The 23,682-nt window shown below is 70.7% G+C and carries 23 protein-coding genes; 8 read left to right on the top strand and 15 right to left on the bottom strand.

Features of this window, described 5'->3' with window-relative positions:
* The first annotated feature begins 244 nt into the window (after positions 1-244).
* Positions 245-973 carry a spermidine synthase gene (locus WJM95_RS31405; protein ID WP_339133869.1) on the top strand — a complete coding sequence of 243 codons (729 nt, stop codon included), beginning with the start codon at positions 245-247 and terminating at the stop codon, positions 971-973.
* Positions 974-1,041: 68 nt separating this feature from the next.
* Here WJM95_RS31405 and WJM95_RS31410 read toward each other — a convergent pair whose 3' ends face one another.
* From WJM95_RS31410 to WJM95_RS31430, 5 genes are read right to left on the bottom strand one after another with little or no spacing between them, the layout of a single operon-like run.
* On the bottom strand, positions 1,042-1,932 hold the full coding sequence (locus tag WJM95_RS31410; protein WP_339133871.1) for an STM4011 family radical SAM protein: 891 nt from the start codon (positions 1,930-1,932) through the stop codon (positions 1,042-1,044).
* 6 nt (positions 1,933-1,938) lie between these two features.
* Positions 1,939-3,294 carry an STM4012 family radical SAM protein gene (locus WJM95_RS31415; protein ID WP_339133873.1) on the bottom strand — a complete coding sequence of 452 codons (1,356 nt, stop codon included), beginning with the start codon at positions 3,292-3,294 and terminating at the stop codon, positions 1,939-1,941.
* Positions 3,291-4,097 carry an STM4013/SEN3800 family hydrolase gene (locus WJM95_RS31420; RefSeq protein ID WP_339133875.1) on the bottom strand — a complete coding sequence of 269 codons (807 nt, stop codon included), beginning with the start codon at positions 4,095-4,097 and terminating at the stop codon, positions 3,291-3,293. The genes WJM95_RS31415 and WJM95_RS31420 overlap by 4 nt, the downstream gene beginning before the upstream one ends.
* A gap of 58 nt (positions 4,098-4,155) precedes the next feature.
* Complete coding sequence (locus WJM95_RS31425; RefSeq protein ID WP_339133877.1) at positions 4,156-5,319, bottom strand: STM4014 family protein; 1,164 nt, start codon at positions 5,317-5,319, stop codon at positions 4,156-4,158.
* A 27-nt stretch (positions 5,320-5,346) separates the two neighbouring features.
* Positions 5,347-6,315, bottom strand: a complete 969-nt coding sequence (locus WJM95_RS31430) for an STM4015 family protein (protein WP_339133879.1) — start codon at positions 6,313-6,315, stop codon at positions 5,347-5,349.
* Between the two features lie 315 nt (positions 6,316-6,630).
* On the opposite strand from WJM95_RS31430, the gene WJM95_RS31435 reads away from it, so the two are divergent.
* Positions 6,631-6,957 carry a hypothetical protein gene (locus WJM95_RS31435; RefSeq protein WP_339133881.1) on the top strand — a complete coding sequence of 109 codons (327 nt, stop codon included), beginning with the start codon at positions 6,631-6,633 and terminating at the stop codon, positions 6,955-6,957.
* Positions 6,958-7,091: 134 nt separating this feature from the next.
* Entirely contained in the window at positions 7,092-8,120 is a 1,029-nt protein-coding gene (locus tag WJM95_RS31440; RefSeq protein WP_339133883.1) for a DUF6745 domain-containing protein, read from the top strand.
* A 19-nt stretch (positions 8,121-8,139) separates the two neighbouring features.
* Here the strand turns inward: WJM95_RS31440 and WJM95_RS31445 are convergent, their stop codons facing one another.
* Positions 8,140-8,940, bottom strand: coding sequence for a class I SAM-dependent methyltransferase (locus WJM95_RS31445; RefSeq protein WP_339133885.1), 801 nt, complete (start codon positions 8,938-8,940; stop codon positions 8,140-8,142).
* A gap of 378 nt (positions 8,941-9,318) precedes the next feature.
* Between WJM95_RS31445 and WJM95_RS31450 the strand changes: the two genes are divergently transcribed.
* Together WJM95_RS31450 and WJM95_RS31455 are read left to right on the top strand one after the other, a co-directional pair.
* Complete coding sequence (locus WJM95_RS31450) at positions 9,319-10,590, top strand: phosphatase PAP2 family protein (protein ID WP_339135976.1); 1,272 nt, start codon at positions 9,319-9,321, stop codon at positions 10,588-10,590.
* Between the two features lie 178 nt (positions 10,591-10,768).
* Positions 10,769-11,593: an SDR family oxidoreductase gene (locus WJM95_RS31455; RefSeq protein WP_339133887.1), complete on the top strand. Its 825-nt coding sequence runs from the start codon at positions 10,769-10,771 to the stop codon at positions 11,591-11,593.
* A 173-nt stretch (positions 11,594-11,766) separates the two neighbouring features.
* Here the strand turns inward: WJM95_RS31455 and WJM95_RS31460 are convergent, their stop codons facing one another.
* From WJM95_RS31460 to WJM95_RS31470, 3 genes are all read right to left on the bottom strand, one after another.
* On the bottom strand, positions 11,767-12,117 hold the full coding sequence (locus tag WJM95_RS31460) for a PRC-barrel domain containing protein (protein WP_339133889.1): 351 nt from the start codon (positions 12,115-12,117) through the stop codon (positions 11,767-11,769).
* A 100-nt stretch (positions 12,118-12,217) separates the two neighbouring features.
* The gene (locus WJM95_RS31465) at positions 12,218-12,934 is read right to left on the bottom strand and encodes a hypothetical protein (RefSeq protein ID WP_339133891.1); all 717 of its coding nucleotides are present in this window, start codon (positions 12,932-12,934) and stop codon (positions 12,218-12,220) included.
* 85 nt (positions 12,935-13,019) lie between these two features.
* Complete coding sequence (locus tag WJM95_RS31470; protein ID WP_339133893.1) at positions 13,020-13,439, bottom strand: hypothetical protein; 420 nt, start codon at positions 13,437-13,439, stop codon at positions 13,020-13,022.
* A gap of 187 nt (positions 13,440-13,626) precedes the next feature.
* Between WJM95_RS31470 and WJM95_RS31475 the strand changes: the two genes are divergently transcribed.
* Together WJM95_RS31475 and WJM95_RS31480 are read left to right on the top strand one after the other, a co-directional pair.
* Positions 13,627-14,616: an aldo/keto reductase gene (locus tag WJM95_RS31475; RefSeq protein WP_339133895.1), complete on the top strand. Its 990-nt coding sequence runs from the start codon at positions 13,627-13,629 to the stop codon at positions 14,614-14,616.
* Positions 14,617-14,704: 88 nt separating this feature from the next.
* Positions 14,705-14,986: a hypothetical protein gene (locus WJM95_RS31480; RefSeq protein ID WP_339133897.1), complete on the top strand. Its 282-nt coding sequence runs from the start codon at positions 14,705-14,707 to the stop codon at positions 14,984-14,986.
* 88 nt (positions 14,987-15,074) lie between these two features.
* Here the strand turns inward: WJM95_RS31480 and WJM95_RS31485 are convergent, their stop codons facing one another.
* The 5 genes from WJM95_RS31485 to WJM95_RS31505 form a co-directional block, all read right to left on the bottom strand.
* Positions 15,075-16,643 (bottom strand): class I tRNA ligase family protein, encoded by a 1,569-nt coding sequence (locus WJM95_RS31485; protein ID WP_339133899.1) that lies wholly within the window; start codon positions 16,641-16,643, stop codon positions 15,075-15,077.
* Positions 16,644-16,653: 10 nt separating this feature from the next.
* Entirely contained in the window at positions 16,654-17,982 is a 1,329-nt protein-coding gene (locus WJM95_RS31490) for an HAD-IA family hydrolase (RefSeq protein ID WP_339133901.1), read from the bottom strand.
* Positions 17,979-19,223 (bottom strand): hypothetical protein, encoded by a 1,245-nt coding sequence (locus tag WJM95_RS31495; protein WP_339133904.1) that lies wholly within the window; start codon positions 19,221-19,223, stop codon positions 17,979-17,981. The genes WJM95_RS31490 and WJM95_RS31495 overlap by 4 nt, the downstream gene beginning before the upstream one ends.
* Complete coding sequence (locus WJM95_RS31500) at positions 19,223-20,530, bottom strand: aminotransferase class III-fold pyridoxal phosphate-dependent enzyme (protein ID WP_339133906.1); 1,308 nt, start codon at positions 20,528-20,530, stop codon at positions 19,223-19,225. Before WJM95_RS31500 ends, WJM95_RS31495 begins: the two co-directional genes overlap by 1 nt.
* A gap of 145 nt (positions 20,531-20,675) precedes the next feature.
* Positions 20,676-21,488 (bottom strand): hypothetical protein, encoded by an 813-nt coding sequence (locus tag WJM95_RS31505; protein WP_339133908.1) that lies wholly within the window; start codon positions 21,486-21,488, stop codon positions 20,676-20,678.
* 146 nt (positions 21,489-21,634) lie between these two features.
* Between WJM95_RS31505 and WJM95_RS31510 the strand changes: the two genes are divergently transcribed.
* A complete protein-coding gene (locus WJM95_RS31510; RefSeq protein WP_339133910.1) occupies positions 21,635-22,834 on the top strand; it encodes an RNA-guided endonuclease TnpB family protein in 1,200 nt (399 codons plus the stop codon).
* Between the two features lie 29 nt (positions 22,835-22,863).
* On the opposite strand, the gene WJM95_RS31515 is transcribed toward WJM95_RS31510, so the two are convergent.
* Positions 22,864-23,679 carry an ABC transporter permease gene (locus WJM95_RS31515; RefSeq protein ID WP_339133912.1) on the bottom strand — a complete coding sequence of 272 codons (816 nt, stop codon included), beginning with the start codon at positions 23,677-23,679 and terminating at the stop codon, positions 22,864-22,866.
* Positions 23,680-23,682: the final 3 nt, after the last annotated feature.

The following is a 23,682-nucleotide window of genomic DNA, read 5'->3' on the forward strand; positions in this document are numbered from 1 at the left end:
GATCCGACCCGATCCGACCGTCCCCGACCGGACCCGATCCGACCGGCCCCGACCCGATCTGGTGCCGTACGACCGTTTGGCCACCCGCCGACCGCGTTCCCATGTGAAGATCCTCCACAGCGTCGGGCCCGAGCCGGACGGTGCGGTGCCTCTCGTGCCCGCATCGCCCCGGCGGGGGCGCCCGGTGCCGGTGACCGCCCCCTCGACCGCGAGGGTGGGCCGAGACCGGGGAGAAAGGCAGCGGATGAGCGCGCGTTTCGAGGAGATCGACTGGCGGCCGACGCCCATGGGCGAGATCAGCCTGCGCCGTCGGCGGGATCCGCTGTCGGGCGACGACGTGTACGAGGTGAAGCTCGGCGACGAGTACCTGATGTCCAGTCTCTTCACCACGGGGGAGATCGAACTGGCCCGGCTCGGCCTGGCGGAGGTGTCCGAGGGCCCGCTCGACGTCGTCGTGGGCGGACTCGGTCTCGGGTACACGGCCAGGACGGCTCTGGACGACCCACGCGTGCGCTCGCTCATCGTCGTCGACACCCTGGCCGAGGTGATCGACTGGCACCGGCGGGGGCTCGTACCCCTCGGTGAGGGCCTCGCGTCCGATCCCCGGTGCCGTCTGGTGCGCGGGGACTTCTTCGCGATGACCACCGGGGACGGGCCGCGCGGCCTCGACCCCGACAGCCCCGGCCGCCGTTTCCACGCGATCCTCCTGGACGTCGACCACTCACCCCGCCATGTGCTGCACCCCGCCCACGCGGTGCTCTACACACACGACGGGCTGACCGCTCTGGCCGAACTGCTCCAGCCCGGCGGTGTGTTCGCCCTGTGGTCGAACGACCCGCCGGACAAGGAGTTCGGCGCGGTGCTCGCGGAGGTCTTCACGGACACCGCGGCACACGTCGTGGACTTCGACAATCCGCTTCAGGGCGGGACCTCCGCCAACACGGTCTACCTGGCACGAAGGCGCGACGGCTGACAGCACCCGGGGCCCGCGGTCCGAGACCCGGACGGGTGCCGGACCGCGGGACCGACCGGGCCCGGCTCTCAAGCGGAGCGGGTCACGGGGACCACGGGAAGCGACGTCCGGCCCGGCAGCTCACGCGGCACGCGTTCCAGCACGCCGCCGGCGAACACGTCGTACAGCGGCAGAGTCTCCAGGTGCACATAGCCGATGTGGCAGTCGCACACGGTCAGGGGACAGGGCCGCGGGGCGAGCGCGGCGCGGAACGAACCGTCGTACAGACGGCCCAGCTCCGTCTGTACGAAGTGACAGCGGCTCACCCTTCCGTCGCCGTCCACCGAGATGACGGACTCGCCGGTGCGGCAGGGCAGGCCCGCCGACCGGTGCGGATGGCGGCTGAAGGGGAAGAGCGGGTCGAGCGCGGTCCATTCGGCGGCCTGTTCGTCCGTGTACGTGTGCCCCTCGGCGGCGTTCACCCACAGGTACACGTGCTCCGGGAGCTCTGCGCGCAGCCTGATCGCGGGTTCCCGGTGCTCGGGCAGGCCGACGATGCCGACACTGAAACGGACGCCCAGCTCGCCGAGCTCCCGGGTCTTGGCGACGAACCGCTCGTGCGGTGTCTGTCCGGGGTGGTATGTGCACCACAGCGCCACGCTGTCCCGGTTCGCCGCCTCCAGCCAGTCGGTGCGGCAGCTGAGATTCGTCTGGATGGCCACACGCTCGACGTGGGGCCGGTGCGACAGCTCCACCAGGGCGCGGCGGTACCAGGAGCGGACCAGCCCCTCGCCCCACGGGGTGAACAGCACCGAAAGCCGGTCCTCCCGCTGCTCACCGGCCCAGGCGGTGAACCGCTCCAGCGCCGCGCGGTCCGCCCGCAGCTGCGCGGTGGAGTCACGGCGCTTCGCGAACGGGCAGTACGGACAGTCGTAGTCGCAGGAGGCCAGGGGGCCGCGGTACAGGATCGTCAGGTCCACCGGGCCTCACTTCGTCTCGTAGGCGGCCATGGCGTCCCGCACGACCGGAGAGAAGAACTCGGGGCCTATCGCGTCCGAGTGCGCGAGTCCCTCGGCGGAGAGGCGGAGCCGGTCCTCGTCGTGGTGCGAGAGCCATCCCCGCGTGGCGAGCGTCCTGATCTCCGACGGGAAGTCGTCGTACGGATCCGCCCCGAAGCGCAGCCGGTAGTCCGCCACGGGCAGGCCCTCGGCCTGGAGGACGGACTGGAGCAGATGCCGCCGTCGTGCCTCGTCCTCGTCGACCCGTCGGCCGTGCAGCGCGTTCGAGAAGTCCTCGGTGGCGGTGTACTCGTCGATGATCCCGCGGATCTCCCGCATCGAGACCGCGTAGTCGAAGGAGTAGTGCAGCGTCGAGGTGTACGAACGGGCGCCGCAGCCGAGGCCGATCATCCCGTCGGTCTGGCAGGCGTAGTCGTCCGGTCCCTGCGGTGGTGCGTCCGCGCGCCGGAACATGCGCATCGACACCTGTTCGTAGCCGTTCTCCAGCAGGTGGTCGCGGCCCTCCCGGTACCGGCGCAGCCGCTGCTCGTCCCACTCCAGATCGGCCGTCCGCGCGTCGCTGTTCCGGCCGAGGCCGGTGAGCGGGCGGATGTAGAGGGGGTAGAGGTAGATCTCCTCGGGGCTCCAGGCCAGGGCCGCGTCCAGCGAATGGCGCCAACTGGCCGCGGTCTGGCCGTCGATGCCGTAGATCAGATCGATGTTGAGGACGGGGACGGCCGCGTCGCGGATGCGCGCGAGCGCCGCCTCCACCTCGGAGCGCCGCTGCGGCCGCACCGCGGCACGGGACTCCTCCTCGACGAAGCTCTGCACCCCGAGGCTGAGCCGGGTGGCGCCCCGGTCGACCAGCACGGCCAGCCGGTCGGCGGTGGCCGTGGACGGCGAGGCCTCCACGGACAGCGGGATCGCGCGGAGATCGGCCCCCATCTCCCGCTCGGCGATGTCGCACAGCCGCTCCAGCTCGGCGGCCTCCAGAAACGTCGGTGTGCCGCCCCCGAACGCGGCGTTGGCGAAACGCGGGGTCTCCTCGTCGCCCAGCGCCTCGCGCATCGCGGCGGCCTGCCGCTGTACCGCGTCCAGATAGCGTCCCGTCAGGTCGCCGGGAGCGCCGATCCGCGTGAACAGATTGCAGAAACCGCAGCGGATCTCGCAGAACGGGATGTGCAGATAGAGGGACAGCGACCGCCGTGACTCGCCGGCCCACAGGTCCTTCAGCGCGGGGCGGGGGTCGAGGGGCCGGTAGGCGGTCTTGTGCGGATAGGCGTAGGTGTAGCTCTGGTACGGGCGCGGCAGGCCGGTCGGGGCGGCCGCAGGGGCGAGCGTCATACGGTCGGCTCCAGGAAGAAGTGGCTGTAGGGCACGGTCCACACGCAGTCGTGACCGAGACGGTGGCCGGTGTAGCCGTCGTCTCCGTAGGCCGTGCCGTGATCGGAGCAGACGATGGCGAAGCAGCGGCGGCGCGAGCTCATCGCGCTGAACAGCCGTCCGACATGGGCGTCGATGTACTCAAGGGCCGCCGCGTGCGTGGCGCGGCTGTCGCCCGCGTCACGGGTGGCGCCGGGCAGGTGGAACCAGTTCGGCTGGTGCAGCGCCGACGCGTTCAGGAACAGGAACAGCCGCTGCTCCGGCGGGAGTTCGGCGACCGTCTTCTCCGCGCGGGCGACCTGTGCCTCGAACGAGGTGGGCGACGCGACCCCGAACTCCGGCTCCCAGTGGCTCTCCTGGAACAGCCCGGGCAGCACGCTCCCCAGCGCGCCCTGCTTGTTGAAGAAGCCGACGCCCCCGATGCACACCGTGCGATAGCCGTGCGCGGCGAGAGCGGACACCAGGTCCGGGGTGTCGAAGACGAACGTGCGGCCCGCCGTCGTCTCGCTGCCCGCGAACCGTGCCGCGAACAGCCGCGGATGTGGTCCCGGTGCCGCCGGGGTGGGCAGGAACCCCGCGAACATGGCCTGATGGGAGGCGTAGGTGAAGTTCCCCGGCGCGTGCCGCCGCTCCCAGGTGCCGCCGGGCAGATGCGCGGTGAGGTTCGGCAGCCTGCCGGCCGCGGCGAGTTCGACGGCCACGTCGTACCGCAGGGTGTCGAGGGTGAGCAGGAGCAGGTCGTCCCGGCCCACCACCTCGTTCATGTCGGGCGTCCCGGACGGTCCGGGGGCGGGGGGCGTCGGGGCCGCTGTGCGGTCGGGGTCAGGCTGGTGCATGTGCTGTCCTGGCAGAGGTGTCGAGCGGGGGTGACGGCCGCGGGGGGAACCGGTCGGTGGAGAGCGTACGGAACGCCGCGATCTGCGCCGCATAGGTGTCCAGACCTTCGGCGCCGCTGCCCGGCAGGCCCGTGAGACGGGGGAGGAGGTCACCGAAGGCGTTGACCTCCCCGACGGCGAACCGGCGCCAGCCGATGGCGGGCAGCAGGTCGACGCCCACGCACAGCGTGCCGGGGAAGCAGGCGGCGGCCCGTTCGCTGACGGACAGGGCTTCGGCCCAACGGTCACCGGCCAGCGCGCGCACGGCCGCGAGATCGCTGCGCGCCCCGCCCAGATGCAGATTGGTCAGGGGAGAGCGGCTCGTACGGACCACCGCGTGGGTCGCGCGCCCGGCCACGACCACCACGCGCAGGTCCGCCGATCTGCCGCCGAGCGAGGCCTTCGGCAGCCAGCGCTCGATGTGCAGTCCGTCCGGAGCGAGCGTGTCCACGATGGCGGCGATCTGTGCCTCCTCCGTGTAGCGGCGGATCCGCAGGGAGTTGTGGAGGTCGCCCTCCGCCGTACGTTCGACGGAGGTGGTGGCCCGGATCCGTCCGGAGGCGGTCGTCTCGACGGCCAGGACACCCGACGCGGACGAGCCGTGCGCGAGCTTGACGAAGACGCGCCGCAGCGCGGCCCGCGCCATGAGGTCCCGGACGCCGCTCCAGCCGTCCACGGCCGCGCGGGCCCCGGAGGTGGGGGACGGGGGTACGGGCACGCCCGCCGCGTCGAGACGGGCGTGGCACAGCCGTTTGTCGAAGAGCACGGCCAGTTCGGCCGGGTCGTCGAGCCGCAGACCGCCGCGCAGCGAGCCCACGCAGTCCATGAACCGCGCGTACCAGCGTGCGGAGCCCTCGACCCGGGTCGGCTCGCCGATCCCGCGCAGCAGCCGGTCCACCTCGGCGTCCTCGCCGGGGGAGTCCAGCCGGACGACCTCGTCGTCGGCGAAGTCGTGCCCGCCGTCGCGCAGGACGTCCCGCCACTCGACCACCCTGGGCGTGCCGAAGCCTGCCGCCTCGGCCGCCGCTCCGAACAGGGCCACCCGGCGGTTCTCCCCGTTGGCCACGACCGCCCACTTCACCGGCGCTCCCCTCGGCCGCAACCCGCCCATCCCGCCTCCTCGTTCTCCGTTCCGCCGCTACTCGCCGACCGCGACGAAACGCCAGACCGTTCCGTCCTCCTCCTCGTCGGACTCCGCGTCGTCCTGGTCGGCGCGGACCGTGACGCCGGCGGGCTCCAGCGTCTCCAGCAGGCGCTTGCGCACCTCCGCGCTGAGGTAGTTGTGGTGCAGGTCGAGTTCGGTGAGGTGGGTCAGCGGCTGGCCCGACAGCAGGGCCGTGGCACCGTCGTCGGTGAGGACACCCATGGAGACGTCGAGGTGCGTGAGGCGGGCCACGACCGGAGCCGAGGCCAGCGCCGTGCAGATGTCGTCCTGGATCTCGCTGTTGCGCAGACCGAGACGGGTCAGCGAGGGCAGCCGCGTCCCCGCGAAGAACGGCTCCAGGTCGGCGACATCGGCGTCACCCCCGTACTCGGACGTACCCAGCCACAGGTCGAGTGCCTCCAGGGCGGGCAGATCGCTGCCGGCGACACCGCGCACCGCCGCGACGGGCATACCGCCGGTCTCGACGGTCAGCGTGCGCAGCCGCTCGTGCCGCAGGGCGGGGAACACCAGTCCGTTGCCGCCCCGGACGCCGAACTCCTCCAGGCCGGGGAAGGCCTCCAGCAGCGGCGAGACATCGCCCTGGACGATCCAGGAGATCTCGCACTCCTCCACCACGATGTCGGCGAGGAACAGTCCCCGGAGCGCGGGCAGCCGGTCGCGGGCGGCCACCAGCGCCGTGATCACCGAGCTGGGGGACGAGTCGTACGCCTCGCTCCACGCGCCGACGATCAGTGCCTCCACCCGCTCGGTGTCGACGGCCGACAGGAAGCGGGCGAAGGCGTCCTCCCACTCCTCCTCGCTGTCGTAGGAGTCCACGGCGACGCGCCAGGCGACGGACTCGGGCGAGGGGAGGGACGTGGCCCGGGGCGACTTGTCGTCGGCGTCCGGGAAGGTGAAGGCCGGCAGGCCGTGGAACTCCTCGAGGTGCCTGTTGATGGTCATGCGCGCCCACTCCTTCGTGCGGTGGATCGACGGTCGTGGTGGAGAGCCCGGAGCGCGCGGACCGCACCCGGTAGACGAGTTCTACCAAGTCCCACTGACATCACGGCGAACAGGGGTCGGCACCTGGGGACAGCCGGTGGGGGAGTGGCCTGCGGGCGCCCGGCCGGACCCGCTCGGACCGGTGTGCACCGTTCGCTCACCGCGGGCATGACGCCTGGTCAGCGGGGGTACGCGCCCGGTCCCGAGGCCGATTGTCAGTGGTCGCCTCTACGGTTTTTCCATGGCACACCTCGTGCCGTGCCGGGAGGGAGACCCATGTTCCGTCAAGGAGACGTGCTCATCGTGCCGTTGGACGAGAAGGCCGTGCCGGACCACGCGGTCGACGCGGCCTCCGAGCCCCGTGACGGGCGCGGACGGCTCGTGCTGGCCCTCGGCGAGGTCACCGGGCACGCCCACGCGGTGGTCGGTCCCGGACGCCTGATACGCGACGGCGGGGTGTTCGGACCGATGCTTCTGCACGTGCCCGACGGAGCGCGGGTCGTTCACGAGGAACACGCGGCGATCTCGCTGCCCAAGGGCTGGTACCGAGTGATCCGCCAGCGGGAGTACGTACCGGGCTCGGTGCGGATCGTCGCCGACTGACGGGTCCGCCGGCGGTCCCGGCTCCGGCAGAGGCGCGGTGAACACCGGCCCGTGAAGGGCGAGTTCGACGGCAGGACCGGGTGGCACCGAGGGGGCGTGCCGCTCGGGAACAGGGGACATGGGAGAGGAACGGTGTGATGGAGCAAAACAGTTGGCGTGCCACCGCGACCCGGACGGGCGCGGGCGACGGGACGGCGGCCGAGGAAGGCGTCAGGCTCGCCTATCGGCAGGCCGGACTGGACGAACCCGAGCGCGTCGTCTGGGCCCGCTCGCCCCATGAAGCCGTACGCATGCTCATGGGCACGGCGCCCGTCGGAGGACCCGAACTCGGGGACACGGGCCCCAGCGTCCGCGACGCCGTGGTCGCGGGCCCCTGGGCGACGGAGCGCGCCCGAGCGCACGAGCGGCTCGGACCGGAGGGGTGGAGCGGACACTGGCGGGCCACGGGAGCGGCCCTGTGGGAATCGGTCCGCACCCTCGCCGAGCGGGTGCGCGCGGGCATCGTCGAGGACCTGGCCGGCGACCGGCGCGAGGAGAGCCGGGTGCGGTTGCTGCTCCTGGACGCGACCCGGGGCCAGCACGACGCGGCCTGGCTGTGTGCCTTCGACACCGACGAGCCGAGTCCCCTGGCCGGAATAGCGGCGGTGGCGCGCGAAGCGGGCTGGTGGTGGCCGTACGAGAAGGTCGCCGTCGTCAGCGAGCGGCCGTTGAGCCTGCACCGCGACGAGGCCGGACGCCTGGACCGGGGAGACGGCCCGGCCCTGCGCTACGGAGACGGCTTCGAGCTCTACGCCTGGCGCGGGATGCCGGTCCCGAGCACGTTCCTCGACGAGCTCACCGCGCTGACGCCCGAGCGGATACGCGGCGAGGAGAACGCCGAGCTGCGGCGGGTGATGCTGGAGCACTACGGCTACGACCGGTATCTGGACGAGTCGGGTGCCGTTCCCGTCCACCGCGACGAGACGGGCGTGCTGTGGCGGGTCGAACTGGCCGGCGACGAGGACGTGGTCATGGTCGAGGTCGTCAACTCCACACCCGAGCCCGACGGCACGAACCGTACGTACTGGCTGCGCGTCCCGCCGACGACCCGTACGGCCCGTGAGGGCGTGGCATGGACGTTCGGGCTCGCCGCCGAGACGTACGAGCCCTCCCAGCAGACGTGAGGGCGGCCGCGTGCCGGGCTCAGGGCCTCTGACCCCACGCCGTCATCATCCCGGGGCCGAGTTCGGCGAGCGTGGGCGAGGCCAGATAGTCCAGCGCCTCGTCGATCATGGTGGAGTCCACGCGTCCGGTCTCCTCCAGGGCGGGTCGCATCCGGTTCCACGTCTCGGACCAGAACCGGGCCAGCGGACCGCCCGCGACCAGCGGCGGGCAGACCAGTTCACCGGCGACGCTCCGGAGCCCCTCCTCGCGCAGGAAGTGTGGATACGCCGGGATGTCCGACGTGTCCGTGCCGATGGTCGACCGGAGCGCCTGCCACATGGCGTCCATGGTGCGCCGGTAGGCCGAAGAGGTGTCCAGGGGGTTTTGGACCTCCACGGCGTCGCCGAGTACCAGCCAGCCGCCCGGATTCAGCCATTGGGCCAGACGGGTGACGAGCCGACGGCGTTCGGGCAGGTGCATGAGGACGAACCGGGCATGGATGGGGTCGAAGGTGCCCGGATCGAGGTCTTCGTCCCGGAGGTCGGCGGTGATCACCCGCAGTCGCGGATCCGCGAGGGTGTCCAGGCCGCCGGTGTCCCGGTCCAGCGCGACCACCTCCGCCGCTCCCGCCTCCTCCAGGAGCCAGCGGGCCACGGTCCCGGTTCCGGCCCCCACGTCGAGGCAGCGGCCACCCGGTCGCGGGTTCAGCGCGCGCAGACGGCTCGTGGTGACCGGATCGTAGATCAGCGCGGCCGCGTCGATGCGTTCGGATTCCTGTGGATGCTCCGGTTCGAACAGAACTTCTCCATAATGGCCGCCGGAGGCCGGAGAGCTGTTCATGTCCGGCTCCCCGGCCATGAGCCCGCGATGGGTCTCCTGTCTGTCCGCACCATGAAAGCCCCTGACGATCGGAGAGCGATTTACAGCCAGAGTGGCAGTTTTCGGGCGCCTCGGCAGATCGCCGGACACAGGATCCGCCCACCTTTGCACCGGCTGTGACCCTTGAAACGCACCTGTAACGCTCATAGCATGATCGAACTCACGACGATTGCCCTGATCGTCCGTCCTTCACTAGAAGAACACGCTGTCTAGCGCGAAGGGTGAGCTATATGACCAACACCAAACAAATCGGCCAAACAGTTGATATCTATAGCATCCCGAGTAATTTCACGAATAAACAACATAATTGACTTCGATGAGCGGCGTCGGCCACAGGTGATCCTGTGGGCCGTAGCGGGTGTCGTGACCCTCGGATTCCTCGTCACGATGGAGATCGTCGCGCGGCACTACGACATGCCGGGGCCGATCACCAATCAGGTGGGCGAGGTGATCCTCACGCCCACTTCGGGGCCGCTGCTCTATGCCGGCCTCGCGTTGATGATGGTCGTTCTCCCCTGGCGGCAACGGTTCATCGCGCTGGGGATCGCCGCAGGCATCGACGTCGTCTTCCTCGTGGTGCGCTGGACGCTCGACTCCGACCTGATGTTCGGCAACGGCGCGCTGTGGGTGATCCTGGGCTATGCCTTCATCGCCGTCACGCGTCGCACGGGCAAGGAGCGCGTCCTGCTCCTGAAGGGCGTAGGGCTGGGCCTGCTCCTGGTGGCCGGCCACAAGACCGGCGACACCTGGCTGATGATCACATCGGAGACCCGCCCGTCCGTCCTCGACGCCTATGTGGCCACCGCCGATCACGCGCTGGGCAACCCGTCGTGGGTGATGGGCCGGGTCGTCGACGCCACCGGCCCGATCGGCTTCCACGTCCTGCACCTCGTCTACGGCCAGCTCCCGCTCGCGGCGGCCGTCTTCGCGCTCTACCAGCTGCGCAACGTGGCCGCGGAGCGGCGCTTCCCGGGACACCACCTCGTGCGCACCTTCCTGGCCATAGGCCTGGTCGGGCCCGCCATCTACATGATCTTCCCGGTCGTCGGACCGGTCTTCGCCTACGGTGCCGAGGGCGGTCAGTGGGCGGCGGCCAATCTGTGGCCCCACACCCCGCTGCCGATCGGCGCCCCGCACCCCAGACTGTTCGACGAGATAACGCCTCGCAACTGCATGCCCAGCCTGCACACGGCCTGGGCCACCACCCTCTTCATCCACACCCGGGAGGGTTCGCGGCCGCTGCGCTGGGCGGGCACGTTCTGGCTCGTCGGCACGCTCACGGCAACCCTCGGATTCGGCTACCACTACGGCGCGGATCTCATCGCGGGTGTGGTGTTCGCGCTCACGATCGAGGCGTCCATGCGTTCGTTCCACCGCGGCTGGGACCGGTCCGGATTCACGCTGGTCGCCTACGGCTCGACGGTGTTCACCGCGCTCCTGCTGTCCTACCGCTACCTGCCGGTGGACATGGCCAGGCACCCCTGGGTGTTCGGGCCGACCCTGCTGCTGGCGCTGTCCTCCGTCATCTACGGATACGTGCGGACCACCAACCAGTGGAAGCCGCGGCCCGCGCTCGTCCAGCAGCCCGAACCGCAGCTCGTACAGGCGTGACGGCTCTGCGCCCGCCGCCGCGCGCGACACCCGTCCGAGACGCCTCCAACAGGCCGTAGAGGCACCTCGGATGGGTGCGGGATTTGCCCTGAAGCGCACTCGAAGGTGTTGGGTGGCGGGAGTGGCACCGTGGAGACGCGGTGACCGAGCGGACGACACGTTCCACGAGGAGCACTCCATGACACAGAAGACCTGGTTCATCACCGGCGCCTCCCGCGGCTTCGGACGGGAGTGGGCGATCGCCGCACTGGAGCGGGGCGACTCGGTGGCCGCGACGGCACGCGATCTGTCCACCCTGGGCGATCTGCGGGAGACGTACGGAGAGCGGCTGCTGCCCCTTCAGCTCGACGTGACGGACCGCGACGCCGACTTCGCCGCCGTACGGCTGGCGCACGAGCGGTTCGGACGGCTCGACGTGGTCGTGAACAACGCCGGCTACGGACACTTCGGGATGATCGAGGAGATCACCGAGGACGAGGCCCGGGCCCAGTTGGAGACCAATCTGTTCGGGGCCCTGTGGGTCACCCAGGCGGCATTGCCGTTCCTGCGCGAGCAGGGAAGCGGACACATCCTCCAGGTCTCCTCCATCGGAGGGATCAGCGCCTTCCCGCTGGTCGGCATCTACCACGCCTCGAAATGGGCGCTGGAGGGAATGAGCCAGGCGCTGGCCCAGGAGGTCGCGCCGTTCGGCATCAAGGTCACCCTGATCGAACCCGGCGGGTTCGCCACCGACTGGGCCGGTTCCTCGTCCAGCAGGTCCGAGGAGCTTCCGGCGTACGCCGAGTTCCACAAGGAGGTCCAGGAACAGCGGCGCAAGCGCGTGGGCACCCCGGGCGACCCGCGTGCCTCCGCCGCGGCGGTGCTGGAGATCGTGGACGCGGACGAACCTCCGCTGCGCTGCTTCTTCGGTGCGGCGCCGCTGGGCATCGCCAAGGCGGACTACGAGCAGCGCCTGTCGTCCTGGGAGAAGTGGCAGTCGGTGGCGGAGCTGGCCCAGGGCTGAGCCCGTCTCAGGGGCGGCGAGGGGGCGTGGACCGACCGGACTCTCCCCGGGTCAGGGGCCGGCCGGAGGGAGTCGGCACGGCCCCCTGCCGAGGCGTGCCGGTGGGTCAGCGGTCCCCTGCCCCGGGTGTGCCGGTGGGGGGCAGCGGTCCCCTGCCCTGGTGTGCCGGTGGGTCAGCCGCGGTGGCTCTGGTAGTAGCCGCCGACCAGCTCGTGGTAGTCGACGTCGCCGACATGCCTGGCCCGGTCGAACTCGGGGGACTCCCTGATCTGCTCCCGCGTGAGCGCGACGTGGATCTTCCGCTCGGCGCGGTCGACCCGCCGTACGGTTCCGGCGGGCAGCATGACATGTCTGCCGAAGATCCATACGCCGAGGTCGACGATGAGGTACGAGGAGCCGAGGTCGTCCGCGTGCTTGTCGACCTTGCCGATGGCGCCGTCGGTGGCCTCGACCCTGTAGCCGACCAGATCCGTGCCCGCGACGTGCCCGGCGGTCGGGTGGTAGCCCCAGATGCTGTCCGTCATGAACGGCTCCCTCGTCGAGATTCCGCGCTCGTCCGCGGCGGAACCGGGGAGTCGCGCAGGCGTCATCAACGGTAGAACATGAGGTGCGAGGGCCGCGACGTCAGTAGAAGTCGCCCCGGCGCTGGACCGGGTTGACGTCGTCACGGCGCTGCTGGAGCCGGCGGGCGGCCCTGAAGGCCGCGATCTCGCGGAGGTGCGCCTGGCTCTGGAGCAGCATCATCGACCCCAGCGCGTGGTTCTTGGTCATCGGGTTGTCCACGCAGGACTGGTACATCACGGCGGCGCGTTCGTTGTCCTGGTAGAGGGTGCGGTAGATCTCGGCTGCGCGGTACTGGCCGTAGGGGTGGTTGCGTGTGGCCGCCGCGAGGAACTGCTCAAGGGCGTGTTCCGCGGGACTCCGGGTGATCGGAATGAGCCGTTCCAGGTAGAGGTCGCCCAGGACGAGCATGGCTTCGGGCTCGCCCAGTTCGGCCGAGGCGCGGTACCAGCGGGCGGCCTCGTCCAGCGACTCGACGATGCCCGCCTGCGGACAGCCGCGGTGGTAGAGCGAGGCCAGATAGAAGGCCGCCCGCGGCGAACCGCTGCTGTGCCGCAGCCGGGGTACGGCGCTCGCGTACCGCCCCTGCGTGTAGTCGATGTGCCCCAGCAGCTCGATCGCCGCGCTGTGACCGGTGGACGCCGCGGTCTCCAGGAAGTGGACCTCCGCACCGGGGTGCTGCCCGCTGTTCCAGCAGTGCAGGCCGATCCGGTAGTACTCCTCGGCACTGGTCGGCTCGTGTCCGTCCACGGTGAAGTTGGTCCCCTGCCACTGCACCATGTCGCTGCCTTTCGCGTCGTGGCCTCAACCGATGGTACGGCTCGTCGACCGGCACGATCGTAGGACCGGTGGTCCGGGGACCGCTTCACGCCGAGGGCTCGGCCGACGCCTCCCCCCGCTCCGCCGGCACCCGCGCGGCCACGGCGTCGAAGAACCGCCACCCGTCGACCTGGGCGGCGTGCCCGAAACGCTGCCCGTCCGCCAGGGCCGCTTCGAGCAGGCCGCGCACGGCCGCGGGCCGGTGGAGGTTGAGGTAGCCGCCCCGTACGCGGCTGACGCCGCCTTCGTGAGCCCCCCAACCGCCGCCGCCCACCACGCGATCGGGACCCGCGTCGAAGAAGATGCGGATCACTCCGGGAGATCCCTCGCGCGCGACGACGAGGACCTCCTGGCACAGGGTTCCGGCCGCACCGCCGGGGTCCGGAAGCGGCACATGCCGATGACTGACCCACCACCGGAACCGCTCGGAGCCGATGACCAGATGCCGATGCCGACGACGTCCCATGCCGCCACGTTAGCAACGCGCCCTGGGGCGCCGACCGGTCGTACGGTCCGGACGGCTGCGGCTCCGAGCGTCGACTTGCGTTGGAGTGCGCTCCAGGCCATAGCGTCGCAGATGCCTCGGAAAGCCGTCGTGCTCTCCGAGAACGGTGAACGACGAACGAGTGTGCAGAGAAGAGCTGGGAGAGGACATGCTGAAGCGCAGTCTGCGGGACCTCCAGGTATCGGCCATCGGCTTGGGATGCATGGGCATGTCCGCCTTCTACGGATCCACGGATCACGAGGAGGCGATCGCGACCATCCGGCACGCCCTCGACCTCGGGGTGAACTTCCTCGACACCGCGCAGATGTACGGGCCGCTCACCAATGAGTCGCTCGTCGGCGAGGCGATCCGGGGGCGTCGCGAGGAGTATGTGATCGCGACGAAGTTCAACTACCGGATGGACGACGCCGTACCCGGCGACATCAGCACGGTCGGCCCGCAGGACGGCTCGGCCGAACACGCCCGGAGCTCGGTCGAGGGCTCCCTCCAGCGGCTGGGGACCGACTACATCGACCTGTACTACCAGCACCGGGTCGACCCGAACGTACCCATCGAGGAGACGGTCGGCGCGCTGGGCGAACTGGTCGCCGAGGGCAAGGTGCGCGCCATCGGCCTGAGCGAGGCGAGTGCGGAGACCATTCGGCGCGCCAACGCCGTACACCCGGTCACCGCGGTGCAGAGCGAGTACTCGCTGTGGTCGCGGGACGTGGAGGCCGAGGTGCTGCCCGCCTGCCGTGAGCTGGGCATCGGCTTCGTGCCGTACTCGCCGCTCGGCCGCGGCTTCCTCGCCGGCCGGTTCGCCTCGCCGGACGATCTGGACGCGAACGACTGGCGCCGCCAGAACCCGCGCTTCCAGGACGCCAACCTGGAGGCGAACCAGCGGCTCGCGGCGAAGGTGAAGGAGATCGCCGCCGAGAAGGACGTGCTCCCGGCCCAGCTGGCCATCGCCTGGGTGCTGGCCCAGGGCGAGCACCTGGCGCCGATCCCGGGCACCAAGCGCCGCACGTACCTCGAGCAGAACGCCGCCGCGGTCGACATCACGCTGACCAAGGACGACCTGGCCCGTATCGAGGCGGAACTGCCGGAGGCATCGGGCGAGCGCTACGACGAGGCGGGCATGCGGTCCGTCAACCGCTAGCCCCCGTACGGCACATGCTCTCCGAGCGGAGACGCGTGCCCGTGGTAATCGCCTTGCCGCCGCGACCTCGACCGATGATCCTGGACCGGTGCCAGGACAGAGGAAGAGGAAGCGGCGGCAGGAGGCCGAGAGGCGACGGATCGCCGATCGCACCGCGTCGGACGCGGGACACTGGGAAGTGGTCTTCGAGACCTACGACCAGACAGAGCTGCGCGAGCACGCGATCCACCTCCGGAAGACCGGAACGGCCGAGTCGATGATGCGCATCGACATGCTCTGCGGCCGCCTCGTCCACCCGACCGCCTACCGCCTGAGCCGGTTCGTACCGGAAGCCGCGCACGAGCCCGAGAGTGAGCACTCGGATCATTGACCGCGAGCGATGGCCTGTCCGAGCCCGCCGCCGCGTCAAAGGCCTTTCGGTACCGGGCGGTCGCGTCCGTCGAGGGTCCCGCCTCCGGTCATTCCGGGTCCTGGATGTGTACGTACGAGCGCAACGTCGCCGGGTCCAGTGGGGTCGGGGGCGGGGTTGTGGGGGGCGGGGACTGGCGGGGGAGTGGTTCCTGGTGTTCGGCCTGGTCCAGGGTGGGCTCGGCCGCGAAGCCCAGGTGGGTCCAGACTTCGTCGGCCAGCTCCGGGAGCAGCGGGCGGGCCAGCAGGGCCACGCCGACGAGCCACTGCGCGTCCAGGGCGTGGGCGCCGGTGATCCAGTCGTCGAAGACCCGCACGGCCGCTGTCAGGTCGGGGGAGTAGGGGGTCAGCAGCGCGTACTGCTCGGCCGCCGTCTTCAGCGCCTGCTCCGCCCGCCGTACGGGGCGGCGCTGGTCCCGGACATCGGCGAGCGCGGGGTGCAGCACCGCCGTACGCCACGCGCGCAGCGCGTTGACGTGGTCCGTGAGCGCCCCGAGGGACAGGTCGGCCGGGCCGTGGTCGAGGGGGGCGTGCAGCAGGGCGTAGCGCAGCTCGTCGGCGGACACGGACGTTCCCTCCAGCAGTTCGGAGAGCCAGATGCCGTGCCGCTTGCTCGTGGAGCACTTGTGGCCCTCGAACTGCAACATGCCATTGACGACAGTGGCGTCGAACGGCGCCAGCGTCCCCTTCGAACCCTGGGCGATCACGTCCGGCACCAGAAGCCCGGGAGTGGAGTTGTCGCTGCCGAACAGGCCGACGGTGGTGACACCGCTGCCGGGCGTGAACGGGTTGACCGCGGCCCCCGTCGACGCCCGGTGGACCTCACCGCAGTAGACGCTGTAGAGGAAGTAACCGTTGCTGATCACCTTGTCGGCGGGCAGCGCCCGGCTGTGGATACCCCACTCACCCTGACCGGTGAGCCGGACCCGGCCACCGTGCCCGTCCAGGGCGCGCAGCAGCGGAGCCAGGAACACCGGCCGAAGCCCCGCCGCGCGATGACGTTCGGCGATGGCGTGCGGATCGTCGGCCGTCGCGAACCAGTTCTGTTCCGTACGCCACTGGACCGGGCTGTCGCCGATCCGGGAACGGGCGCGCACCAGTTGCTCGGGGACGAAGTACTCCCCGCAGTAGGTGCAGGTGCTGCCACCGCACGAGCGCCCGCAGTTGGGGCACTCGCCCGCGAGCCACGGCCCGACCAGCGCGCGGCCGGTGTCCTCGGCGAACGGGATGCGCTCGCTCTCCAGACGGGCGGCCCCCGTCGCCCGCAGCCGGTTCAGGACGTCCTCGTGCAACTGCCGGTAGGCGTCCCGGTGTTCATCCCCGGAAGGGTCGATCCAGGCGTCCAGCTCGACCGAGAGGTGGGCGAGGTCGCGCGCGATCCCCGCGTGGTGGTCCCGGCAGGTCTCCTCGGGCGAACGGCCCTCGCGGTGGGCGGCGGCCACCACCCAGTCCTCGTACACGTCACTGCCGGTGATGACCGCGACCTCATGGCCCTGGGCACGCAGCGCGCGGGCGATGACATCGGCACGGAGATAGGTGCCGCCGCCGTGGCCGATGTGCATGCGGCCGTTGGGCGTCGGCTGCATGGGAACGAGCAGGACCTTCTGGTGTATGTGCATGGCGGCAGGGTCACCCTTCGGCGAGGACGGCGATGAGGTGGTCGGTCAGTTCGGGCAGGGAGGCGATCCGGGGCCCGTCCCACGAGCGCGGCTCGCCGCACTCCACCAGGACGGCGGTCATCCCCGCAGCGGCGGCGCCGGCCAGTTCTCCGTCGGTGCCGTCACCGACGAAGAGACAGGCGCCCGGCGGCACCCCGAGCCGGTCGGCGGCGGTGCGGAACAGCTCGGGATCCGGTTTCATGACGCCGGCCTCTCCGGAGAGCAGCAGTTCGTCGAAGCGGCCCGCGAAGGCGGAGTCCCGCACCATCTCCCGTACGTCGGACGTGCAGTTGGAGACCAGAGCGGTCCGCAGCCCGAGCCGCCTCGCCAGCGCCACGGCCTCGACCGCGCCGGGCAGCGGGGTGGCGAACGCCTCGCAGTGCAGCCGTCGCCGTGTGGCCGCAGCGTCCCGGCCCTGGACCGCGGACCAGTTGCCTCCCACGTGGTCGCGCAGCCAGTCCAGGTACGTCGCGAACGAACGGGTCTCGCGCACCTCCCTGGTGCGCTTCCACGCGTCGGCCAGGTCCTCGGGGCGCTGCCCGAGGGCCGCGGCGGTGGCCTCGAAGGTGCGCCGCTTGAGTTCCTCGGACAGCGGCACCAGCGTCTTCCACAGGTCGAAGAGCACGGCCCGGGGCTCGCCCGGCCACATCCGCACGACGGGTTCCTCCCAGCGGGAGTTGTCGATCACGACGTCGGCGATGGCCCGCGGCGGGTGCTGCGCGAGGTAGGCACGCTGGGCCGGCAGGTACTTGTCGGCGTACTTGACCATGACCTCCGCGCCCTGGGTGGGCAGGTCGCGCTGCCGGGCGCGTTCCAGCACCGTGTCCTCGTCGACGTCCAGATGGACGAAGAAGTCGACGTGGGGCCGGGTCTCCGCACGGTAGAGGAAGACACCTTCGAGGATCACCACGCTGTCGGGACCGATGTCGTGGCGGACCGTCCCCCACGTGTCGGAGGGCAGGTCGAGCGCGGCGACGGAACGGTGCAGCCCGCCGTCCCTCCGCAGCGGCACCAGCACCTCGGCGGCCAGCCGGGCGAAGTCGATGCTGCGCTCGTAGTACTGACGGGGTGCCGACAGGGACGGGTCGTACCGTTCGGCGCGGGGGCGGTGGAAGTCGTCCACGTGGACCGCGGAGACGGGCACGCCCCGCGCATGGAGCACGGCGCGCAGCCGTTCGGCGAGCTGGGACTTGCCCGAGGCGTCGACACCGGTGACGCCGACCACGAACGGGCGGGTCACGGTGGCACGTCGGGCGGCCAACAGGGCGGCCAGCGCGTCGAGTACGGGCTCGTCGCTCATGCGCTCACCTCCGCGACGGGGGCGGCCAGGTGGTCCAGGCGGGCGGCCAGCCGTCGGTAGAGGTCACTCGCGTACGCGGTGTTGTCGCGGCGGTCGAGCGGGGTGGGCTCCACCCGGAGAACGGACAGCAGCGGATGCGCGGTTCCCGAGACCAGGAGCGCTCCGTCGTCGTCCGCGAGGAGCCGGTCCGGCGAGTCGCCGGGGCGCACCAGCACACCGTCGACGTAGAGGTCCGGGGCCTGTCCGTGGTACCCGAGCGCCTGCACGACGAGCGCGGCCTCCTCGAACCGGTCGGACGCGTCGGCGAGGACGGCCGCGTCCACGAGAGTCGCGCCGGGCAGCTCTCCCGCCCACAGGGCGCAGTACAGGGCGCGCGACTGGTGGCGCAGACCCGAGTCGCGGTACACGATCCCGGTCGCGGGACAGACATCCCGCACGGCGTCGAACGGCCTCTCCCGGCCCGGAACTTGGTCCCGCAGGGCGAGGTCCGCGCTGTCGTGCATGAGCCGGGCAGGACCGCGGCGGACGACGTGCACGGAGGGCAGCGACGCACCGGGGTGTTCGGCGCTCAGCTCGGCCCGCAGGTCGAGCAGGATCTGAAGAGCGGACATCGCGCTGTGCGAACTGCCCGCGACGACGACCGGACGTCCCCCGGCCGCCAGCAGCCGGTCCTTGATCTCGGACCGGCGGGCCGTGGCGATCACGGACCCGGACAACAGCACCTTCGCCCGCCAGGAGGCCAGTTCAGGATGGGGGCGCTCGGTGCGGCCGGTGGCGAGCACCACGTGCCGGGCCGACTCCGTGGTCCCGTCTGCGAGTTGGACCTCCACGCGGTGCCCGGCGCTGTCGGCGCGCACCGCGACGACCGTGCTCTCCAGCCGCGTCCCGTCCGTCCCCAGGGCGTTCTGGAGGGTGTGTCCGAGCGTGCTCAGAGCGGCGGCCAGCCGGCGCATGGCCACCGGCTGTTCCGCGCGGGCGACGTCCATCAGCTCCGGGGCCTCGGCCAGGGGCGCGAACGGGCCTTTGAGGTCGAGGTGTTTGAAGAAGCGGGACCCGATCGACGTGGTGGTGATGCCGTAGCGGGCGAAGCCGCCGGGACCCACGCCGGGACCGCGCTCGTAGACACGGACACGGTGCCGCAGCAGGGCCGGGGCCGACGAGAGGAACGTGGTGGTGCGGAAGCCGCCCCCGACGAAGGCGATGTCACTGTCCACGACGGGCTGCGCCGAGCGGGGATCCATCAGATGCCCTCCGAGACGAGCAGTTCGGTGAACCGGTCGCAGATGACGTCGGCCTCTTCGAGCGTCAGCACGAGCGGCGGCCGGATCTTGAGGACGTTGCCGTGCCCGTAGCGCGAGGTCCGGATCACCAGCCCGTGGTCCAGGGCGCGTTCGGCCAGCCGGTTGGTGAGCGCCGAGCTCGGCCGGCCCGCCTCGTCGACCATCTCGACACCGATCATCAGACCCACTCCGCGCACGTCCGCGATCTGCGGGTGGGCGCCGCGCAGGGCCTCGAGACGCTTCAGGATGTGCCCGCCCGTCGTACGGACGTTGGCCAGGAAGGCGGCGTCGTCGATGACGTCCAGCGTCGCCAGCGCCGCGGCCGCGGCCAGCAGATTGGCGCCGTACGTGAAGGAGTGATCGTTCGTCGGCAGGCCGGCCAGCTCGTCGCTGGTCAGAATGGCCGCGACCTGGGCGCCCGAGCCGCCGAGCCCCTTGGCGAGGGTGATGGCGTCCGGGTCCACACTGAAGTGCTCGGCCGCGAACATGCGCCCCGTACGGCCGATGCCCGTCTGCACCTCGTCGAAGATCAGCTTCATGCCGTGCGTGTCGCACAGCTCGCGCAGCGCCGCGAAGTACCCGTCCGGCGGCACGATGTTGCCGCCGTTGCCCGAGATGGGCTCCACGAGCACGGCCGCCACGCTGCCGCTGCTGGCGTACTCCAGGAAGTCGTTGATCCGGTCGACGCACATCAGTTTGCACGAGCGCGGGTCCTGGCCGTAGAAGCAGCGCATGCAGTACGGGTCAGGCACCTGGAGACCACCGTGGTAGAGCTGCGCCAGCGGCTGCTTGCGGAAGGCGTTGCCCGACAGGCTGGCCATCATCACCGTCTGTCCGACGTGACTGCGGAACAGGGTGATCACGTCCCGGCGGCCGGTGGTCCGCTGCGCCATCTTCACGGCGCCCTCGTTCGCGGCCGAGCCGCCGTCCACCTTCAGATGGGCCTTGCTGATGGTCTTGGGGGCGAGCCGCACCAGCCGGTGGGCGAGGGCGTTGATCGGGGCGGTCTGGAAGCCCGACGTCACGTGGATGAGCTGGTCGGCCTGGTCCTTGATGGCCTGGACCACGGCGGGATGGCGGTAGCCGAGACTGAGGTTGAACGTGGCGGACGCGCAGTCGATGTAACCGCGGCCGTCGGAGTCGTAGAGGTAGATGCCCTCACCGGCCACCATCCGGGTGTCGGAGACCGGATAGTAGACGGCGCTGGCGTTGTTGACCTCTTGCTCGGGCACGAGACCCGGGGCCACGAGGTGAGGGGGCAGCGACATACGAGGACTCTCCAAGATCATTGCGCTCTGCGGCGGGGTGGCGGGGACGGCGGTGCTGGGGCGCGTGCGGGACCGTGGCCGCGGGGCGCGTGAGGGGCCATGGCGGCAGGGCGCGGGCGGGGCCATGGCGGCCGGGAAGGCCCGACTAGACGGCGGTCCGGGACCGGACCTCGGTGTACAGGCCCTGCGCCGCGAGAAGGCCGGCCAGTTCCCTGGCCCGCGCCTCGGTACCGGACAGCAGACAGGAGCGACCCTCCACCTCGGCCTCCACATAGGCGGAGATCACCTCACGCGCGGTGGCCTCGGGCAGCGCGTCCGCGATCAGCGACATGCCGTGGTCCACGGAGTGCGGATCACCGGGCAGCAGACAGGCGTCGAACTCCCCGCCCTCGGGCCGGGGGCGCCACGCCGCGCGCCAGCCGTCCTCCTGCGCGGTCCGCCAGAACGCCCGTGCCTCACCGAGCAGCTCCGACCGCGGTACGGCGGCCAGCCGGCCGGTGATGCCCTCGGTGGTGCCCTCGTCGCGGTGCCGTACGAAGGGCTGCCCGGTGGGCAGGCTGACCAGGTACTTCTCCACGTTCGGGGCGATCTCGTGCGGCTCGGTCGGCGTGTGCACGCAGTTGGCGAACGCCGACGTCCCGAACCGCGCCCGTACCTTGCCGCGCACCTCCACGCACCGGCTGACCACGTCCGGTCCGCGGACCACGACGACCTCGCACGGACCGCTCGTGAGGTACAGCTTCAGCAGTTCGGCGGTGATCGGGTACTTGGGCCCGGCGAACTTGGGCCAGGTGTCCATGACGTCCTCGTCCTCCAGGCAGACCTCGTAGCGCAGCTCGACGCTCAGCCGCGAGGCCTCCAGAAGCACGTCGACGTACTCGCGTGCCTGCGGGCAGCGGTAGCCGTCCGGCTTGACGACCAGGACGCTCAGTTCCCCGGGTGCTGCCTGGTGGGACATGGGGTGCCCTTTCTCTTCGAACGGCTTGCCGCTTCTCGGCTTACTTCAGGGATGCTCCGTCCTCCAAGATGGAATGGGAGTATGTGCCGCTTGCTGTCGTGCCCGGCGGTTTTGCTCACGGCCCGCGACCGGGCTAGCTTGCGGACATGGCCACGAGTCACCGGAAGCGGGCGTTCAAGTACCGCTTCTATCCGACCGATGCGCAGGCGGCTGAGCTGTCGCGGACATTCGGGTGCGTGCGCAAGGTCTACAACATGGCGCTCGCGGCCCGCACCGACGCATGGGCACGGCGGGAGCGACTGAACTACAACCAGTCGTCCGCGATGCTGACAGCGTGGAAGAAGACCGAGGAACTGGCCTACCTCAACGAGGTCTCGTCCGTCCCGTTGCAGCAGTGCTTGCGCCATTTGCAGATGGCGTTCACGAACTTCTTCGGCAAGCGGGCCAAGTACCCGCGGTTCAAGTCCCGCAAAAGGTCCCGCAGGTCCGCGGAGTACACCACCAGCGCCTTTCGTTTCCGCGACGGGAAGCTCACGCTGGCGAAGATGTCCGAGCCTTTGAAGATTGTGTGGTCGCGTCCCTTGCCGCAGGACGCGAGCCCTTCGACGGCCACCGTGTCGCAGGACGCGGCCGGCCGCTGGTTCGTGTCCTTGCTGGTCGAGGACCCGGCTGTGAAGGCGTTGCCCGTCATCGACGCAGCGGTGGGTATCGACGTGGGCCTGACCGACCTGCTGACCTTGTCCACGGGCGAGAAGATCACCAACCCGAGGCACGAGCTTCGCGACAGAGCCCGGCTCGCGTTCGCCGAACGACGTCTCGCCAAGAAGGCCAAGGGGGATGGCGCGAACCGGGCCAAGGCCCGGCGGAAGGTCGCGAGGATTCATGCCCGGATCGCCGACCGACGGCGTGACCACCTGCACAAGCTGACCACTCGATTCGTGTGTGAGAACCAAACACTTGTGATCGAGGACCTGAGCGTCCGCAACCTGGTCAGGAACCGAAGTCTGGCCCGCGCCATCAGTGATGCGGCGTGGTCGGAATTCCGGAGGATGCTGGAGTACAAGGCCGCCTGGTACGGGCGGGAAGTAGTCGTGGTCGACCGCTTCTTCCCCTCCTCCCGGCTGTGCTCGCACTGCGGCAGCATCGCTGCGACGATGCCGCTGAGCGTCCGTACCTGGACGTGCGAGTGCGGCACGGTCCATGACCGGGACGTGAACGCGGCGAAGAACTTGCTGACCGCCGGACTGGCGGTGACAGCCTGTGGAGCCGGTGTAAGACCTCAACGGGAATCCTTTCCGGGCGGGCGGTCGGCGATGAAGCAGGAAGTCCTACGGCGCGAGCCTTAGGAATCCCCTCTTTCAGGAGGGGACGGAAGTCAAACGGCGAACTCGTATCCGTCGTGCCGGCGGGCCCGTTCCGCCGAGAGGCGGAAGGCGGTCAGTGCGGCCGCCAGCCACAGCAGGGCCGCCGTGGCGGCGAACGCCGCCGGGCGGGCGACGGCGGCCGGCCCGGCTCCGGCGGCGAGAGCGCGTACCGCGGCCAGACCGTGGGTGGCCGGGAGCGCTTCGGCCACCAGACGCACGCCGTACGGCCAGAAGCCGGTGGGTACCTGCACCCCGCTGATCGCCATGGTGACAAGGAAAGCGGCGTTGTAGACGATGTTGCGGACGGCGGGCGCGGCGAGGACGAACGCGCCGAGGAACAGGCCAAAGCAGTACGTGCCGAACGCGGTCAGCAGCACCAGCCCCACCAGCGCGGGCACCTGGGCCACGGTGAAGCGCACACCGAACAGCGGGTCCAGCAGCAACAGCGCGACCAGCGAGGTACCGCAGCCGCTGACCGGCCACTGGAGGCTGCGGCCGACGAAGACCCAGCCCATCTCGCTGGGGGCGGCGGCCATGAGAGCCAGGGTGCCCTGGGCGCGTTCCCAGCTGGTCGACACCACCACCGTCATGGCCTCGATGACACAGGTCGCCACCGAGTTGCCGAGGACGAGATAGCGCGTCTGCTCGGGCGAGTGGAGGAAGGAGCCGATCAGCGCGAAGAACGTGACCTGGCACAGCATCCGGCCCAGCCAGCCGAACGTCCAGCTGTACCAGGTGTAGGTCGCTCGGAAGTCGGCCAGGGCGTTGGCGGCGGACGCGCGGACCACCCGGCTCACGACGACGGCGCGGGAAGCGGTGATGTCCATACG

Source organism: Streptomyces sp. f51 (assembly GCF_037940415.1).
Classification (GTDB): domain Bacteria; phylum Actinomycetota; class Actinomycetes; order Streptomycetales; family Streptomycetaceae; genus Streptomyces.